The sequence below is a fragment of the Bradyrhizobium sp. AZCC 2289 genome, from assembly GCF_036924615.1.
Lineage (GTDB): Bacteria > Pseudomonadota > Alphaproteobacteria > Rhizobiales > Xanthobacteraceae > Bradyrhizobium.
Genome location: NZ_JAZHRY010000001.1, coordinates 9914079 through 9929936, shown reverse-complemented (window position 1 = coordinate 9929936; position 15858 = coordinate 9914079). Strand labels below are relative to the sequence as shown.

Here is a 15858-nt window from a genome sequence, read left to right as displayed (position 1 = left end):
CGATGCCCACCGTTGGCGGATTCAAAGGCGATTTCGCTTCCGTGACGCTGCCCACAACTTAAGTGCAACCAGCGCCGGGCGCAGGGCCAATCCTTCCGCTGTCAGCGCATACTCCACCTTGGGAGGCATTTCAGGGTAAACCTTGCGGACAACGACGCCGTTCCGTTCCAGATCGCGGAGTTGCTGGATCAGCATCTTTTGAGAGACGTCGGGAATTGCGCGGCGCAGTTCCGAAAACCGGAGCACCGGCGCGCGAAAAAGATGGAATATGATGAGTGCTTTCCATCGGCCTTCAAGCACCTTCAAGGCGTCCTCCAGCTCCGCTGTGGAACATATCTGCGAGGAGGTTTGGGAAGTTTTGGCCATAGTTACCTAAAGGGGTGTATTGCACTTTTTGGTGCGTTCTTGCGCTTTGAATACCACGTCCTCTATCCTCCGCGGAAGCAGTTCGGCCTTCATGGCCGGGCATTTGGACACGAAAACTGGTGCCTGCCGTCAGGCTTGCGCCGAAACATCGCGAGGATGGATCATGAATATGGTGGCCGTAGTTACGGGAGGCAGCCGGGGAGCGGGCAAGGGCATCGCCATCGCACTTGGACAGTCCGGCGCGACCGTATATGTGACTGGACGCAGCCAGATGCCCGATGACTCGCCCTATGGCGGCACGGTGGCGGAGACGGCGGCGCTTGTCAGCGAAGCCGGCGGCAAGGGCATCCCGATCTGCATCGATCATTCCAATGACGAGGCCGTAGCAGAGCTGTTCGCTCGGGTGGGACGCGATCATGGCCGCCTCGACGTGCTGGTCAACAACGCGGTGAAGGTCGGCATGACACTGCCCGGCGGGTTCTGGGAGAAGCCGTTGGAGGCGGCCGATCTGATAACGATCGGGCTGCGATCGCATTTCGTGGCCAGCTTCTATGCTGCACCCTTGTTGATCGCGAATGGCCGTGGGCTGATCGTCAATACGGGGCATTATGGGGCGGTCGCCTATTATCACAGCCCCGTCTATGGTGCGCAGAAGGCGGGCGCCGACAAGATGGCGGCGGACATGGCGAAGGAGTTGCGTCCCCACAACGTCGCCGCCGTCTCGATCTGGATGGGTGGACTCGATACCGAACGCGTCCGTGCGTACATCGCCAGCTTGCCGCCCGAAGCGAGACCGACGGCCAAGCGGGAATCGCCGCAGTTCACGGGCCGGGTAATCGCAGCCCTCTACGCGTCCGGCGATCTCATGCACTATTCGGGCAGGGCCTTGATCGGTGCCGAGCTGGGCGCGCAGTTCGGCGTCACCGACATCGACGGCAGCACTCCGCTCTCGCTGCGATACAGGTTGGGCGGGCCGCCGGAACTCCACGCCAGCCTCCGGTGACGTTAGGGCCAAGTGCCATTGCAGACCTCCGCGGAGTCATGCGCACCTACGTGAGTATATAGAAGACCCAACTACCCCCAAGTTGACAATGATGCGCAAGCCCATGAGAGGTAGCGGTACTACGATAGGTAGCGGTCTCACCGGTGTAGCGGCTTCAAGAGTGATCGCCAACTAGCCATAGACTGGTCGCGGAGGAACTGCGTGCAAAAAGTGCAAGATCAGCGATACGACATGCTGCAGTCGTCGTCCGAGTTGGGTTGGTCGAATCTTTTCGCCGAGGTCCGTTCCTATGGTCGCGGAGAAGGGGCGCACCCCGCTGAGCCGGAGACCAAAATCACAATCGTGCTTGATGGATCGGAAGGCACCTCCGGCTGCAGAATCGGTGGAAGCTGGCGGTTGTCGGAGCACATACCGGGCCTCGTCTGGGTCAAACCAAGAGGCGGCAAGTATGATGAGGGCTACACCATCACTGCCAAAACGATTCGAGTTTTGAACTTACACTTGACCGCCAGCGTCTTTACGCAACTTGGCGATTACTACGGTCTTCCTGCAGCGCTCGATCGGTCTGTTCGCTACGTGTGCGGCGAGCAGGACGAAGTCGTCAATCAGATTGGCTTGTCGGTGTTATCAGAGATGATGACCCCTACCGCTGCTGGACGCTTGTTCGTGGAAACGGCCTCTCTGCTGCTTGCTGCAAGATTGCTACACGCGCATTGGGATGCTGGTTCCGTCCGCTTGCCGATTGAACGACGTCGCCGGCTCGATGAGCGACGCCTGAGGCGTGTTCTTGACTATGTCGAGAAGCATCTTGCTGACGATATCGCGGTTGCCGATCTCGCCAACGTCGCGTCTCTCAGCATCTTTTACTTCACGCGCGCGTTTTCTGCCGCAGTAGGCATGCCTCCGCATCGCTACGTCAGCCAAAGGCGGCTGGAGTGGGCAAAGACAATGATCGCGGCGGGGGGCACATCGATGGCAGAGATGGCCTTCATGTGCGGATTTTCCTCGCAATCGAGCTTTACCCGCGCGTTCCGGCGGGCCACGGGTTTGACTCCCGCGATGTATCGCCGTGAGTTCGGCTCGTAGCTGTCAGCCCAAGTCAAGAGGGTTGAGCAAAAAGGGTCTAAACAACAGCAAACACGGTGCATACGGCGCAATTACTTGACACTAAAGTGCGCCGTAGACGATGCAAGTTGCGATGCCGGGTTGCTCTAGCCATGATGCATAAAACGTTGAGATTTGGTCCGTTTGAGCTTTCGGGTAGCAAGAGGGTGCTATGGTGCAACGGTGTCACGCTTCCCCTTGGTAGTCGGGCGCTTGATATTTTGGTCTATCTCGCCGAACGTCCAGGCGAGGTCATCGGAAAGAACCAGCTCATTGATCATGTCTGGCCGAACGTCACCGTGGAGGAGGGCAGCCTCCGGGTCCACGTGGCCGCCATCCGCAAGGCACTCAGGGATGGCCAGTTCGGCAACAGATATATCGCCAACGTTAAAGGAAGAGGCTACTCGTTCGTAGGATCGGTCGTTCGTCTCGAAGACAGCACGGAACACGTCAGCGACTGGCACATGAAAGCTAGACTGCGCGGTGCGCCTGTTTCGCCGAACACCCATCGACGGTCGTCAAAGCTTCGGAGCGTGCGTTTGCGCTGAACCCACCATCAGCACAAGGTCGCCTTCTGGCACGAAACGGCCATGCCGGGTTGGCCGGACGATGTCTGCTCTTGAGGGTAGAACGGACATGCCGTTCAAGCGGGGCCACTTCCGTTTTTGACCCATTAAGCGACATCTGCCACTTGCGTAACTACCGCTTCGTCTTGGCAGCCGACATTGACAGTAGTTAAGTTAAAAACAGCGCGGCCGGTGCCTTTTGCCATCAAAAGCGAATATCCTATGGCAGCGTTGGTCGGCGCGTTAGGACGGCGTGTTCACTCATGCACTCATTCCTTACTTCGAGGATTGGTCCGGGGTCGGGCAACTCGGCGTCCGTGGCGGGAGCGAAGGCGCAAGAGCGTTTGATATTGCAGGTTTGTGGCTCGCGCTGAGGGCGGGATAGCATGACGTGCGGCCGCTCGGGGCAACGTCACTGTCGCTTCTCGCCTCTCCAGCATGGCGGCGCCAGCAGAGGCGCTGATCAGCCGCGTTGGCCGCTGCAGGCTGCAATCCCGCGGGGCTGCAGACGCGCCAACTCGACTTGAAAGATCGAACGGCGCCGATCACGGCCTATGTAATCGGTCGTCATTCAGCCCGTCTTGCGGCCTAGCATTACAGTTGTCGTTTTTTGAAGTGGGCCCGTTGGGCGGCGGCCTGGTGAGCTCTGCGCCAGAGTGACCATGCGATGATGTGTGCGGGTTGGATCCGCTTTCGGGCGAGCCTGATGGCGATGCGGCGGACTTCCTGGATTGACCAACGGATCAATGACGGATTGGTGATATTTTGAGTTTTGCCGTGGTTCGGCGTTTCGTTTTTTTGGGCGGCGGCGAATTGGCGCGATGGCGGATCACCGCCATCATGGCGAAGGCGAGCATCACCAGGGAAACGTGGCGATGCCACCCATGCCAGGATCTGCTCTCGTTGTGATCGAGCCCGAACTCGTTTTTCGCGGTCTCAAAGCTGTCCTCGATCGCCCACCGATGGCCTTCGACCGCCACCAGCGTTTCGATGGATGTTCCCGCTGGACACCAGGTGGTGAAGAAGGCGAGATCGCCATCGGCGATACGACGACGGATCAGCAGACCTCGTGTCCAAAGACCATGATTTGCGCTGTAAAATTCTTCGACCTCGAGATCGGCCAATTCGAGATAGCACCAATCGTGCAGCCGCGGTCCTTTGGTTCCGGCCCCTGCCGACAGGCGTTTCCAATCGGACGCGCGCCGCGTCCGAGCGATGTCCGCGGCCTTGCCGGCGACCGATCGCCGCTTGCCCCAGGATTGAAATACATGAGCGCTGCTGACCCCGAGCACGTAGCCTTTGCCTGCCCGGCGTAATTGCTGTTCGATATCGCCAACACCGTAGACAGTATCACCGGCAACCCACTTGAATGGTACAGACGCGGCTATGGCGCGTGCGATCATGCTCGTTGCAAGCTTTGGCTTGGTCGCAAAGCCGGCACCGGGAGGCACATATGCGGCTTCCAGACGATCTGGATCGTCGGTCCATTCCTTCGGAAGATACAGCGCGCGATCGATGAACGCATGACCGTGGCGCGACACGTAGGCGGCGAAGACGCCGATCTGGCAGTTCGTGATCTTGCCGGCGGAACCAGTGTATTGCCGCGCCACCCCGCACGACGCCTTGCCTTGCTTGAGAAAGCCGGTCTCGTCGATCACGAGCACCGCATCGTCATCCGCCAAATGCTCGATGACATAATCGCGGACGATATCGCGCAGACCATCAGCATCCCAATCCCTGCGACCCAGGATCGCCTGTTGCCGCCAAGGACCGGGATCGCCAGCTGCCTCCGCGCGCATCCAACCGGTCTTGCGTTGCTCATCTCCGAGCAGGCTTTCCAGAAACAAGCCTGCATTCCTCGCAACACGCTCTTGATTGAACAACGGACGTATCCGTTGCTTGATCTCACGAAGCGACGCCGCCCACAGCGCAAGCGTCTCTTCAATCGACGCTGGCCGCGTCCACGATCTTCGAATCATGGTTGCCCATGGATTCAGAAAACTGCATAAAAGGCAACTGTAGTGCTAGGGCGCGCGAGTATTCGGGTGTTCTTGAACCCAACTGCGACGGAGAAGATTTATGGTGAGTCAGCAGACCGGGAATTTCGGATCATGGATCTCCCCCATCACAGCCGACGCGGCCGTGGCCGAAACCGGGTCACTCTCGGAGCCGCGGATTGACGGCGACAATATCTACTGGATCGAGGGGAGACCCCTCGAGAAGGGCCGCAACGTCGTGGTGGCCAGAGCCGCCGACGGCACGATCAGAGACATTACGCCGTCCCCCTTCAACGTGAGATCGCAGGTCTATAGTTACGGTGGGGGCGCCTATGCCGTCAGCAACAACGTCGTGTATTTCGTCAATTTCGGCGACAATCAAATCTACCAACAGGTCGCGGGCGGCGCGCCGACGAAAATCACGTCTAGTGCGAAAAGCTTGTTTGCAGATATTTGCGTCGACGCCGCACGAAATCGACTGATCGCAATAAGGGAGGAGCATCCGAACGGCGACGTCATCAAAGCGATCCATACGCTGGTCGCCATCGACATCGCTACGGGCCGCGAAGCAACGCTCGATAGCGGATGTGACTTCTACTCGTCGCCGACGCTCAACGTGGATGGGTCAAGACTTGCGTGGCTGAGCTGGCAACATCCAAACATGCCGTGGACTTCCACTTATCTGAATGTAGCAGGTCTCGATCAGGCGGGCACGCTGACAGACAAACAGATCGTCCAAGGCGGTTCCGAATCGTTATTTCAACCCCAATGGTCGCCAGACGGGAGGCTTTACTTCATTTCCGACCGCACGGATTTCTGGAACCTATACCGTTGGAACGCCTCCGGCGTGGAGCGGGTCCTAGCTCGAGACGCGGAATTCGGTGTCCCTCAGTGGCAACTCGGTCTTTCAACCTACGCGTTTACGTCACCAGACATTCTGATCTACTCGTTTGTCCAAAACGGTACATGGCGCCTGGGCTGGTTAGAAATACCGACACTGAACGCTCACGACTATCCGATGGAATTTTCCTCCTTGTCGGGTGTGCATGCGTCGGCAACAACCATAGTGCTGCGTTGTGCCACAATGACCTCGCCGCCGGCAATCGCGACCGTCGATGTGAACACGGGAGCGGTTTCGCCGATCAAGCTTTTGGTTCCATCAGACAGCTTGCAAAAATTCCAAAACTACTTTTCGACGCCGCAACCGATCGAATTTCCGACTAGCAACGGCGACATCGCCCACGCCTTTTATTATCGTCCGTACAATCCGGACTGGCAGGCGCCAGCTTCGGAAAGACCTCCCTTGCTCGTGAAGAGCCATGGCGGGCCGACCACCGCGACCGATTCGGCGCTCAATTTTTCGGTACAATTCTGGACCAGTCGGGGATTCGGTGTTCTTGACGTGAATTATCGCGGAAGCACCGGGTATGGAAGGAAATACCGGGAAAGGCTTTACGGTCAGTGGGGTGTTATTGACGTCGCGGATTGCATTTCGGGCGCGAAATTCCTTGCCGCTCGTGGCGATGTCGACGGCGGAAGGTTGGCGGTCACGGGCGGCAGCGCTGGCGGCTATACGACGTTGTGCGGGCTCACTTTTCATACCGAATTTGCCGTCGGTGCGAGCTACTACGGAATCAGTGATCTGATCGCACTCGCCACCGAGACTCATAAATTCGAGCTGCATTACACCGACTGGCTTATCGAGCCGTTTAGGCCGAACAGCGCACTTTACTACGACCGTTCGCCGATCAATTTCACCGATAGGCTGTCCGCTCCAGTGATATTCCTCCACGGTAAGGACGATCAGGTCGTGCCGATCAATCAGGCTCAAAGGATGTATTCGGCGCTTCGACGCCGAAATATCCCGACCTGTCTGCTTATATTCCAGGACGAGAAGCACGGATTTCGTCAGTCGGCACATCTTCGCCAGGCGCTTGAAGCGGAGCTTCTGTTCTATTCCATGAACCTGACACGGGCTCCGCTTACATCGTGATGTCGCGGCGGACATACCGCCGTGGTCGCTCTATGTCCGTTGTTGGGGGCAGAGCGGAAAACATATGCTCCCATTGAGCTTTTCAGCTTTTGACCCTGGCTGTGTGAAAACGTGAAATCTTGCGAACGCTGGAGAATCTACTTCTCAGATCACGCGGCACTGGAGCGCAGTATGCTCTCCGTAGTCTCAGAAGCGGCGTCAGAAGGAATGCTTTTCTCTGCAATTTGCGCGCCGTCGCGTTTTCACACAGCCAAGACCCTTACCGGAAATTGGCGAGCGGTATTCGATGACCTCGTCGGCGCGAGCGAGAGGAGCGTGGGCGGCACAGCGAGGCCGAGCGCCTTGGCGGTCCTGAAATTGAAGGCAAGCTCGAAATGGGTCGGCATCTCGATCGGAAGATCGCCGGCCCTCGCGCCCTGGAAGAAGCGGGCGAGATAGCGAGCGAGAGGACGGGCGAAGGACGCGACGGCGCGATCGATCGCGCCCGCAATCACGTACGCTGACCGGGCTCACCGCCACCTCGGCAGGATTGGCTGGATTAGCGCCGGCGTTATTTGTGAGCGGATCCATCTACTTGTCGAGCCAGACATCCTCCATGCGCCAGCTGTTGAAGGTGCTGTTCACCATAATCGTCAGGCCCTTGACATAGGGGCGCTCGCAGGTGCCGCCGCGGCGGTAGAAAATGATCGGCCGCACATTATCGTTGGCCAGTTTGCGCTCGATCGTCCATAGGATCTGCTTGCGCTTGGCCGCGTCACCCTCGCGTGATTGCGCCTCGATCATCTTGTCCATCTCGGGATTGCAATAGTTGTCCCAGTTGAGGTTCGAGCCGCAGCCGTAGAACTGCTGTACAATCGGGTCGGGATCAGGCCCCGCCGTCTGTACGTTGAGCGCGACCGAGTATTCCTTGCGCTGGATCTTCGGGAAGTACTGCGCCGTGTCGACGAGGTCGAGTACGCCGTCGATGTAGATCTGCCTCAGCTGATCGATCAGCAGCACCGCCGGGTCGCGATACATCGACCAGTCACGCGTCGTCACTTTGATCTTGAGCCGGTTGTCGGGGCCGTAGCCGAGTTTTCGCACCAGGGTGAGCGCCTCTTCTCGGTTCTTCTGCACATCGAGGCCGTACCCCGGCAGGTCGGCGATCTGTTCCGGAGGCATGCCCCACAACCCAGCCGGAGGTGGCTGCAAAATGCCGCCGATCTCGCCTTCGCCCTGGCCGAGCGTATCGACATAAGCCTTGCGATCGATCGTCAGCGCCATCGCCTGCCGCAGATCGGGATTATCGAACGGCGGCTGGGCACGGTTGATCAGCAAGTGGGTGCTAAGAGTGCCGGGCGACAGCTCGCACACCGCGGTCGGCACCCGCTCGCGCATGTTGTTGTAGCGGGCAACTGAGAGTTCAAACGGGAATGTCATATCGAACTTCCCGGAAACAAACGCCAGGTCCGCAGTCGAGGGCTCTTGGATGATGGTGTATTCGATCCCGTCGAGATACGGCCGGTTCTTTTTCCAGTAATCCGGGTTGCGGGTGACTTTTATGCTGTCATTGGGCTTGAACTCGACAAATTTGAATGGGCCGGTGCCTATCGGATGCTGGCGCATCTGCGTCGCTGTCATGTGGCACGGATAGATCGCGGCGAATCCGCCGGCAAGCAGCATCGGGAAAGCTGGCTGCGGCCGTTTTAGTTTGAAAGTGACCTCGTAATCACCGTTGGTCGTTACGTCGGCTAGGTTCTCATATGCGGCCTTGCCCGGGTTGAGCCGCAGCTTGTCGGGCACCTTGTCGAGCCGCAGGTCCCAGGTGCACTTGACATCGGCGGCGGTGAGCGGCTTGCCGTCATGCCATTTGACGTCCTGACGCAGCTGGAAGGTCAGCGCGGTGTCGTCCTTGTTCCACCACCAGTTTGTCGCCAGATCGGGGACTATCGTGTCGAGGCTGACCTGCGGCTTGTGCTGGTCGAACACGATGAGATTGTTGAACACGCCCATCATCGGCATCTCGGCAACGATGGTCGCCGTCTCGAGGATCGACATGTTGGCGGGGCTGGCCGGGCTCGCGAGCCGCAGGATGCCGCCGCGCTTCTGCGCCCAGGCTGGATGGCCGGCAGAAAGCGCCAACAGCAGTGAGCCAGCTGCAAGGCAACTCAAATACTGCTTCACCGGACTACTCGCCGATAGATGCAAGCGGCGTGAAAATTTCATGACGGTACCCAAGCGTGGCCGCGCAATTGAGTACGTGCAGTTGTGAAGAATAAAGCTACGACGCCTGCCGACAGCACCAGCGCTGCCTCTTGCAATTCCCAGGGATTTCGGCACGTCCCGGTGGCAGCTCTTGAACAAAAGAATACATCGATTGCCGGAATGCTTACAAGGGGCGCGATGTCTCCTGTTGGCACCTAACGGACATCAGTCCGGCAATGGTCGATGTCCGTTGTCGGAGGCAAAGCGGACCTAGCCCGGTCGCCGGCCGACGTCGCCTTTTGACCCAACAGCGACATTGGCTGTGCGCTGCGGCCAAGGCTTTGGTCGGAGTGAATGGTCTCGCCAGATAAGGCGCCCCACGGCCGCCGACCTGATCGAGCAACCCTCCTCTGATGAATGAAGCCCCGCCCAGGCAAGGAATTCTTCGTTCCTCGGTCACCCACTTTCAGTACAAATGCTTTCCCGCTCGGACGCCCGCACCGAAGTGTTTTCTAAATTTAAAATTAATGGCGCCGGCGGACTGACGAACCTACCTCGGCTTCACGCATTCGGCGTTCTCGTGAACATAGTGGAACTTCCTCATGTCGAACACCTCTGTAAAAGTCGCTTTCGCATTGGCGATCTTCTCTCAAGATCAATCGCCAGGAGTCGTGCAATGAATATTGATCTTGAAATGAATACCGAAGGCCTTCTACGACGGCAACAAGCATAAGCCGGAGACGACCTTCGGCAACGTCAACGCCGACGTGCTCGCGGATATTCCACCCGTGCGCTCGACGCATTCGACGCCGCCGCCGAAATCAACTCCAACACCTGAGGAGAACTCATGATCGGCTATCTTCGTCTGCCGCTTTCCTGGATCGCTCATTCCGATCGGGTCGGCATCCCGCTGATGCGCGTCGCCATCGCGATCGTCTTCTTGTGGATCGGCGCGCTCAAATTCGCGCCCTATGAAGCCGACAGCATCACGCCCTTCGTCGCCAACAGCCCGTTTATGTCGTTCTTCTACGAGCATCCAACCGAGTACAAGGCGCACCTCACGCGCGAGGGCGAGTTGAAGCCGGCCGAGCGGGCCTGGCAGACCGCCAATAATACCTACGGCTTTTCCGACGGGCTCGGAACCATGGAGATAATGATCGGCCTGCTGACGCTGCTGGGCGTGTTCTCGCGCCGATGGGGCATCGTGGGCGCGACGCTCTCGTTCCTGACGCCGTTCGTGACGTTGTCGTTCCTGATCACGACGCCAGACGCGTGGGTCTCTGCGCTTGGCGGTGCGCAGCACGGCTTCCCTTATCTGTCAGGCGGCGGGCGGCTCGTGCTGAAGGATGTCATGCTGCTGGCCGGCGGCCTGCTGATCATGGCTGACAGCGCCCGCGCCTGCCTTGAGGCGCGCCCTTTCGCCAAACTTCAGACGATGACCGCCAGCAAGACCTCCATTGCCCCGGCCGAGTGAACGCAGCCAACGCGAACCCCTCGCGCAAGCGCATCGCGGCGGACCAGAGCTAGGCCCGGCCGTTCATGGTGCCCGGGATGTTCCACTGCTCCGGCGGGCGCGGGGCACTGTTCGAGTGCTACGCCAGCGGAGCCCGTGGCGTTCGGTCCTGACGTACTGTTGCTCAAAGCACCCCGCTGTTGCGGCCGCCTGCCTGACCTTCGTGATGGGGCAGAGTCCTTCCGATGTCCGAGTCTGGCCCCGAGCCGACCAACTTCATCGCCTGCTGCTCGTCCGGTATTGAGGGCAGTCCAGACTTCGCTTCAGCATGCCTTGGACCGCTTAACGGCTAACGGGGATGAGTGTCACCCTCATGCTTCGGCACCACGCGAAACGTGGCGTTCGCCCGAGCGATTACACTGACATCGGCCTTGATTAAGCTTTGCGCGAAGCAGATCGTTCTGCCGGTTTTGATCACCTCACTGTCCACGGTGAGCCATTGCCCGATCTGCGCGATGCCGGTGAAGTCGACCACAAGAGTGATCGTCGCCAGCGACGATGCCCAGCCAATCGCCTGTGCGCAGCTATAGCCCATCGCGTTGTCAGCAAGCGCGGAGATCAGCCCGCCATGAACGTTGCCACGCGCATTGGTGTGCGGCTTGGCCAGCCGTAGTCCGATGATCACGGCTTTGTCCGTCCGCTTCGAATAGAGCGGTTCCCAAGGATCGGTGAAAGGGCTCTTACGGAAGTGCGGTTCGAAACCTTCGGGGATACCGATGCTGTTCATGGTCATGCGCGACCTCCGTTCTTGGCGAAAACCTGTGCCATTCGCTGACGATCCGCAAGAAACAATCGCACCCATGGTTCGGCATCCAAGTGCCGCCCAAGAGAGAGGTGGTTTCCACTGCCGACGAGGTGATCAGACTAAGACGTAGCTCGCTGCGGTGCATAAGCCGGAATTGGCCCATCAGCGAAATGGCCGTGCGCCTCGTCGAGGTACGGACTCGGGGCTATAGCGGACTAGATTTGCTCACACTGAGTTCTCCGCAATTTTGACCCCTAGCCGCTTCGAGCCGCCCTGAGGGGATCTTGGTGGTTGGGCGGGGTCAGGCAGTGTGGCATAATCCACGACGTGGACCCGTTAAGTCCATTGCTTCTTTGTCAAAGGAGAACCGCCATGTCCACGTACATGCTTCTCTGCAATTTCACCGAGCAAGGTGTTCGGACCATCAAGGAAATGCCGCAGCGTCGAGCGGCCGCCAGGGAGTTGGGCAAAAAGTTTGGCGTTGACATCAAGGCCGGCTATCTCGCCATGGGAACATATGACCTCATCATCCACACCGAGGCCACCGACGATGAGGCCATGGCCAAGTTTCTCTTGTCGCTGGCCGCCATCGGGAACGTACGGACGACTTCGGTCAAGGTGTTCCCGGAAGCGGACGTTGACAAGATCATCGCGGGACTTGCGTAAGCTAGCGCAAATCAAAACCAAGGTCCGTTGTTGGCCCTTCGCGATCTATTGCATCGCCACACGTCCCCGGTCGCGAATGGGGGTATGGCGGAAATCGACAGGCCGCCGTCTATCGCAGAGGGCGACGCTCGTAACCGGAAGATGGCAGCGTTTGACGTTCAGCGGAACAGGAGTAATCTCGCCCTGCCTGGTGCTTGGCAATTCATTTTCCGTGCTTCGTAGTCGTTGCTCTGGAGATGGCCATGGATAAGACGAGGGTCAGGGCATTTGCCGATAAGGTTTACGCTGACATGGCCGGAACGATGGCGGTCGGCATGGCCTACGTGGGCGTCAAACGCGGCTTGTTTCGCGCGATGGCCGGTAAGGGGCCAATGACCGCTGTACAAGTGGCCCAAGTTTCCCGGCTGCAGCCCCGGTATGTGGAGGAGTGGCTCAAGGGAATGGCTTGCGCAGGGTATCTTGCCTATGACCCGGCGGCCGAGACCTTTGAATTGGTCGATGAGAGGGCCTTTCTGCTTGCCTCTGAAGGCACGGATCACTTCATGGGTGGGCTATTTCTTATTGCGCCGGCGCTGCTGCGTGTTGCCCCTATGGTCGCGGAGGCGTTCGAGAAGGGTGGAGGCGTCGCATTCGACGAGATAGGGAGCGATGGAATTGAAGCGCTCGACTGGCTTAATTGCGGTCAATATGAGCACCGCCTCATCAGCCAATGGCTTGACATGCTTCCCGACGTGGTCGATCGCCTCAAACTGGGTGGTCGCGTGCTCGACGTTGGCTGTGGAGTTGGCCGGGTCAGCATCGCGATCGCCAAGGCATTCCCCGACTGCCAAGTCGTGGGTGTTGATCCAAACGAGCAATCGATCGCACGGGCACGCGCGGCCGCCGCAGCAGAACGTATCGGTCCGCGCCTGCAGTTTCACGCTCAGTCCACCCGCGAACTTGATGCGAGCGGCGGTTTCGACCTGATCACGGCCTGCGACTGCGTCCATGACTTCGCAGCCCCTCACACCACATTGCGCGAGATGCGCTCGCTGCTGAAACCAAACGGTGTCGTGTTCACCATGGAGCCCAAGGCTGCCGACAGGCTCGAGGACAATATCAACGCGCTTGGCACCGTCTATTATGGATTCAGCGTGTTCCACTGCATGACGCAATCGCTGGCGCAAGGAGGGCCTGGACTTGGGACCTGCATGGGGCCAGCGCGCACGGAAAAGCTCTTTCGCGAAGCGGGTTTCACGCGCTTCCAGCAGCTCGACATCAAGAACCAGACTAATGTGTTCTTCGCCGCGCGCCCCTAAAGCGCTGCTTCCGTTTTCACGCTGACGGATTGATGAGTCTGCAATTGGCACATAGCGTCGGTTGTTGCGGTGCAGCGCCATGTCCGGAGTTGGGTGCAAACCGGAAGTGACCGGCATACAGCAAAAGTGCCGCGATTGACCCCCAACCCGAAATAGGAAGCACTTTCAGAATGGAGCTGGAAAGGGCCTGCTTCTACCATGGGCTCTCAGTCACAGCCTCCCGCGCTGAGCTACCCTCAATGGCATCATAGACGAGCCGCGCAGTGGCGATATCCTCGATGGCGATTCCCACTGACTTGAAGATGGTCGTGTCTGACCGCTGCAATTTCTTCGAGCCGGCAAAGAGCTCTCCTGCTTCTGCAGAGATAGCAGCTTTAGACAATATTACGTCGCCGGATTCTTTGAGCACGGCTTCACGGGAATCCACAACCAACGTGTTATGCATGGCTGCATCGTCGAGTTCTCGCCAGGTCGGGCGGGGAGAGCCGACCGCGTTCACGTGTGCACCTTGCTTCAGCCACTCGCCCTTCAAGAAGGGTTCTACAGCGTTTGTTGCGGTCACCAGGACATCTGCACCTCGCACAGCCGGTTCGAGGTCCATCGCTATTGCATTGTGTAGTTCGGCAAAGCGCCGCGCATGATCCATTGTACGGCTCCATACTCTCACTTCTTCAAAATTACCTATGTGCCGTAGGGCCTGCAGATGTGCGTGCGCCTGAACTCCGCTTCCGAGCAATGTTAGAACCTTACTGCCATCAGGAGCGAGATATCTTGTCACTGCTGCCGAGACTGCCGCTGTTCGCATTTCGGTAATGAGCCGTCCATCCAAAAAAGCCAACGGCTTCCCTGTTTCTGGCTCAAACAACATGATCATGGCCAGATGTGTCGGCACATTCGTACCAGCGTTCTTCGGAAAGAAGCAGACTAACTTGGCGCCCATCCCATCCTCCGACACCGCTGGCATGATGCCTAAAAAGCGCTTTCCTTCCTCGATTGTGAGCATGTTGCGCACTGGCTGAATGACGCTCCCGCCTGAAAACGCTGACAGCGCTTTTTCCATTGCAGGTATAAGCTGCTCGTATTTCAAAACCCTGGCAATTGCTGCTTCGGATAAGGTGAGCGCCATCGGAACCTCCCCTCGCTGACGCACTCAAGGCGAAAAGGCATTTTCCGGAAGTCTATGTTTGATCCTAGCACCAAACGAGTGAGGACAATGTCCGAATCTGGCCCCAATGCAAAGTCCGGACGGGCTCCGAAAATGTCTGCTTATCGGGGCAGACCGGAAGTGCTCGGCGCACCGTCAAAGCAACGCTTTTGACCCGGAACGAAACGTCTGCCGCCTCGATTGCTGCGAACGTGGACGACAATTGCGTGTTTCCGCTTTTCGGGGCGCGTTTTGGGTGTCACCATGCTCGCGAAAGGACGGGAGGGCCGCCATGCGCTGGTGTGTCTCGGTCGGGGCGGTGCTTGTTGCGGGGACGATAGTCGGAGGTGACGTTGCTGGCATTGCCGCGCCGAGCCCGAAATCTCGATTCGCCGATACCAAACACAATGGATCATCCGTCAATGTCGAGCTCGTTATCGCCGTCGACGTCTCCTATTCGATGGATATGGACGAACTTGCCATTCAGCGCGAGGGCTATGCACAGGCCCTCGTGTCGAAAGACTTCCTTCAGGCGCTGAGGGCCGTTCCGGGCAGCAAGGTGGCCGTGACCTATTTCGAGTGGTCGATGTCGGGCGACGAGAAGATCATCATTCCTTGGCGCGTGATCGACGGCCCGGAATCGGCGGATGCCGTGGCCGCCGAGATCATGAAAACGCCGGTCCGCCGAGGTTCGAGTACCTCGATTTCCGGCGCGATTAATTTCGCACTGCAGCTGTTCGAAGAGAATCCGTATCGCGGGTTGCGGCGCGTCATCGACATTTCCGGCGATGGGCCGAACAACGACGGAGCCCCCGTAACCGGTGCGCGCGACGCTGCCCTGGAGAAGGGCATCATCATCAACGGCCTGCCGATCATGGTGAAGGAGCCATCCCTTTCGACGATCGATATCGAGAACCTCGATCTCTATTACGAGGACTGCGTGATCGGAGGGCCGGGCGCCTTCATCATAACGATCAAAGATCGCGAAAAATTCCAGGAAGCGATCCGGACCAAGCTTGTTCTCGAAGTTGCGGGCCTCACGCCGGAGAGCGGGATCGTCCCAGCCGCCGAGAAGGAGCCCCGGGTGCCCTGTCTGATCGGCGAAAAAAAATCGCAGGAGCGCGGGCGGCGGTGAGTGTCGAGACAATCATTCGAAGCCGCCGGACGAACAAACTTTAGACAACAGTTTATCATGGTCGCAGCCAGCGCCCACGCGCCGGGGCATTGGAGGTGCTAACGTCCGTTCGTGGCACGTTTGAGACATGCCGACCGGCTCTGA

Annotated in this window: 14 protein-coding genes; 8 read left to right on the top strand and 6 right to left on the bottom strand. The window is 58.7% G+C overall.

Annotation, left to right across the window (positions count from 1 at the left end):
• Positions 1–21: 21 nt before the first annotated feature.
• Positions 22–300, bottom strand: a complete 279-nt coding sequence (locus tag V1289_RS46735) for a winged helix-turn-helix transcriptional regulator (protein WP_334407944.1) — start codon at positions 298–300, stop codon at positions 22–24.
• 229 nt (positions 301–529) lie between these two features.
• Between V1289_RS46735 and V1289_RS46730 the strand changes: the two genes are divergently transcribed.
• From V1289_RS46730 to V1289_RS46720, 3 genes are all read left to right on the top strand, one after another.
• Entirely contained in the window at positions 530–1369 is an 840-nt protein-coding gene (locus V1289_RS46730; protein ID WP_334406388.1) for an SDR family NAD(P)-dependent oxidoreductase, read from the top strand.
• Between the two features lie 201 nt (positions 1370–1570).
• Positions 1571–2455 (top strand): helix-turn-helix domain-containing protein, encoded by an 885-nt coding sequence (locus V1289_RS46725; RefSeq protein ID WP_334406386.1) that lies wholly within the window; start codon positions 1571–1573, stop codon positions 2453–2455.
• Between the two features lie 131 nt (positions 2456–2586).
• The gene (locus V1289_RS46720; RefSeq protein ID WP_334406384.1) at positions 2587–3021 is read left to right on the top strand and encodes a winged helix-turn-helix domain-containing protein; all 435 of its coding nucleotides are present in this window, start codon (positions 2587–2589) and stop codon (positions 3019–3021) included.
• A gap of 761 nt (positions 3022–3782) precedes the next feature.
• Here V1289_RS46720 and V1289_RS46715 read toward each other — a convergent pair.
• Positions 3783–5018, bottom strand: coding sequence for an IS701 family transposase (locus V1289_RS46715; protein ID WP_334395308.1), 1236 nt, complete (start codon positions 5016–5018; stop codon positions 3783–3785).
• Between the two features lie 100 nt (positions 5019–5118).
• On the opposite strand from V1289_RS46715, the gene V1289_RS46710 reads away from it, so the two are divergent.
• Positions 5119–7029 (top strand): S9 family peptidase, encoded by a 1911-nt coding sequence (locus tag V1289_RS46710; RefSeq protein WP_334406382.1) that lies wholly within the window; start codon positions 5119–5121, stop codon positions 7027–7029.
• A gap of 242 nt (positions 7030–7271) precedes the next feature.
• Here the strand turns inward: V1289_RS46710 and V1289_RS46705 are convergent, their stop codons facing one another.
• Together V1289_RS46705 and V1289_RS46700 are read right to left on the bottom strand one after the other, a co-directional pair.
• On the bottom strand, positions 7272–7523 hold the full coding sequence (locus V1289_RS46705; protein ID WP_334406380.1) for a hypothetical protein: 252 nt from the start codon (positions 7521–7523) through the stop codon (positions 7272–7274).
• A gap of 76 nt (positions 7524–7599) precedes the next feature.
• Complete coding sequence (locus tag V1289_RS46700) at positions 7600–9234, bottom strand: ABC transporter substrate-binding protein (protein ID WP_334406378.1); 1635 nt, start codon at positions 9232–9234, stop codon at positions 7600–7602.
• Positions 9235–10060: 826 nt separating this feature from the next.
• On the opposite strand from V1289_RS46700, the gene rclC reads away from it, so the two are divergent.
• Complete coding sequence (gene rclC, locus V1289_RS46690) at positions 10061–10687, top strand: reactive chlorine resistance membrane protein RclC (protein WP_334406376.1); 627 nt, start codon at positions 10061–10063, stop codon at positions 10685–10687.
• A 328-nt stretch (positions 10688–11015) separates the two neighbouring features.
• On the opposite strand, the gene V1289_RS46685 is transcribed toward rclC, so the two are convergent.
• The gene (locus V1289_RS46685) at positions 11016–11453 is read right to left on the bottom strand and encodes a PaaI family thioesterase (RefSeq protein WP_334407942.1); all 438 of its coding nucleotides are present in this window, start codon (positions 11451–11453) and stop codon (positions 11016–11018) included.
• Positions 11454–11843: 390 nt separating this feature from the next.
• On the opposite strand from V1289_RS46685, the gene V1289_RS46680 reads away from it, so the two are divergent.
• Both V1289_RS46680 and V1289_RS46675 read left to right on the top strand, forming a co-directional pair.
• A complete protein-coding gene (locus tag V1289_RS46680; protein ID WP_027548304.1) occupies positions 11844–12137 on the top strand; it encodes a GYD domain-containing protein in 294 nt (97 codons plus the stop codon).
• Between the two features lie 242 nt (positions 12138–12379).
• A complete protein-coding gene (locus V1289_RS46675) occupies positions 12380–13435 on the top strand; it encodes a class I SAM-dependent methyltransferase (RefSeq protein WP_334406374.1) in 1056 nt (351 codons plus the stop codon).
• Between the two features lie 193 nt (positions 13436–13628).
• Here V1289_RS46675 and V1289_RS46670 read toward each other — a convergent pair whose 3' ends face one another.
• Positions 13629–14561, bottom strand: a complete 933-nt coding sequence (locus V1289_RS46670) for an ornithine cyclodeaminase family protein (RefSeq protein ID WP_334406372.1) — start codon at positions 14559–14561, stop codon at positions 13629–13631.
• A 310-nt stretch (positions 14562–14871) separates the two neighbouring features.
• Here V1289_RS46670 and V1289_RS46665 point away from each other — a divergent pair, with 310 nt between their 5' ends.
• On the top strand, positions 14872–15714 hold the full coding sequence (locus V1289_RS46665) for a DUF1194 domain-containing protein (protein ID WP_334406370.1): 843 nt from the start codon (positions 14872–14874) through the stop codon (positions 15712–15714).
• Positions 15715–15858 lie beyond the last annotated feature (144 nt).

Excerpts from the sequence above, each read along its gene's own strand:
- V1289_RS46685 (WP_334407942.1), bottom strand. The coding sequence starts at position 11,453 with ATGAACAGCATCGGTATCCCCGAAGGTTTCGAACCGCACTTCCGTAAG.
- rclC (WP_334406376.1), top strand. The coding sequence starts at position 10,061 with ATGATCGGCTATCTTCGTCTGCCGCTTTCCTGGATCGCTCATTCCGAT.
- V1289_RS46715 (WP_334395308.1), bottom strand. The coding sequence starts at position 5,018 with ATGATTCGAAGATCGTGGACGCGGCCAGCGTCGATTGAAGAGACGCTT.
- V1289_RS46730 (WP_334406388.1), top strand. The coding sequence starts at position 530 with ATGAATATGGTGGCCGTAGTTACGGGAGGCAGCCGGGGAGCGGGCAAG.
- V1289_RS46680 (WP_027548304.1), top strand. The coding sequence starts at position 11,844 with ATGTCCACGTACATGCTTCTCTGCAATTTCACCGAGCAAGGTGTTCGG.
- V1289_RS46670 (WP_334406372.1), bottom strand. The coding sequence starts at position 14,561 with ATGGCGCTCACCTTATCCGAAGCAGCAATTGCCAGGGTTTTGAAATAC.
- V1289_RS46720 (WP_334406384.1), top strand. The coding sequence starts at position 2,587 with ATGATGCATAAAACGTTGAGATTTGGTCCGTTTGAGCTTTCGGGTAGC.
- V1289_RS46700 (WP_334406378.1), bottom strand. The coding sequence starts at position 9,234 with ATGAAATTTTCACGCCGCTTGCATCTATCGGCGAGTAGTCCGGTGAAG.
- V1289_RS46710 (WP_334406382.1), top strand. The coding sequence starts at position 5,119 with ATGGTGAGTCAGCAGACCGGGAATTTCGGATCATGGATCTCCCCCATC.
- V1289_RS46675 (WP_334406374.1), top strand. The coding sequence starts at position 12,380 with ATGGATAAGACGAGGGTCAGGGCATTTGCCGATAAGGTTTACGCTGAC.
- V1289_RS46665 (WP_334406370.1), top strand. The coding sequence starts at position 14,872 with ATGCGCTGGTGTGTCTCGGTCGGGGCGGTGCTTGTTGCGGGGACGATA.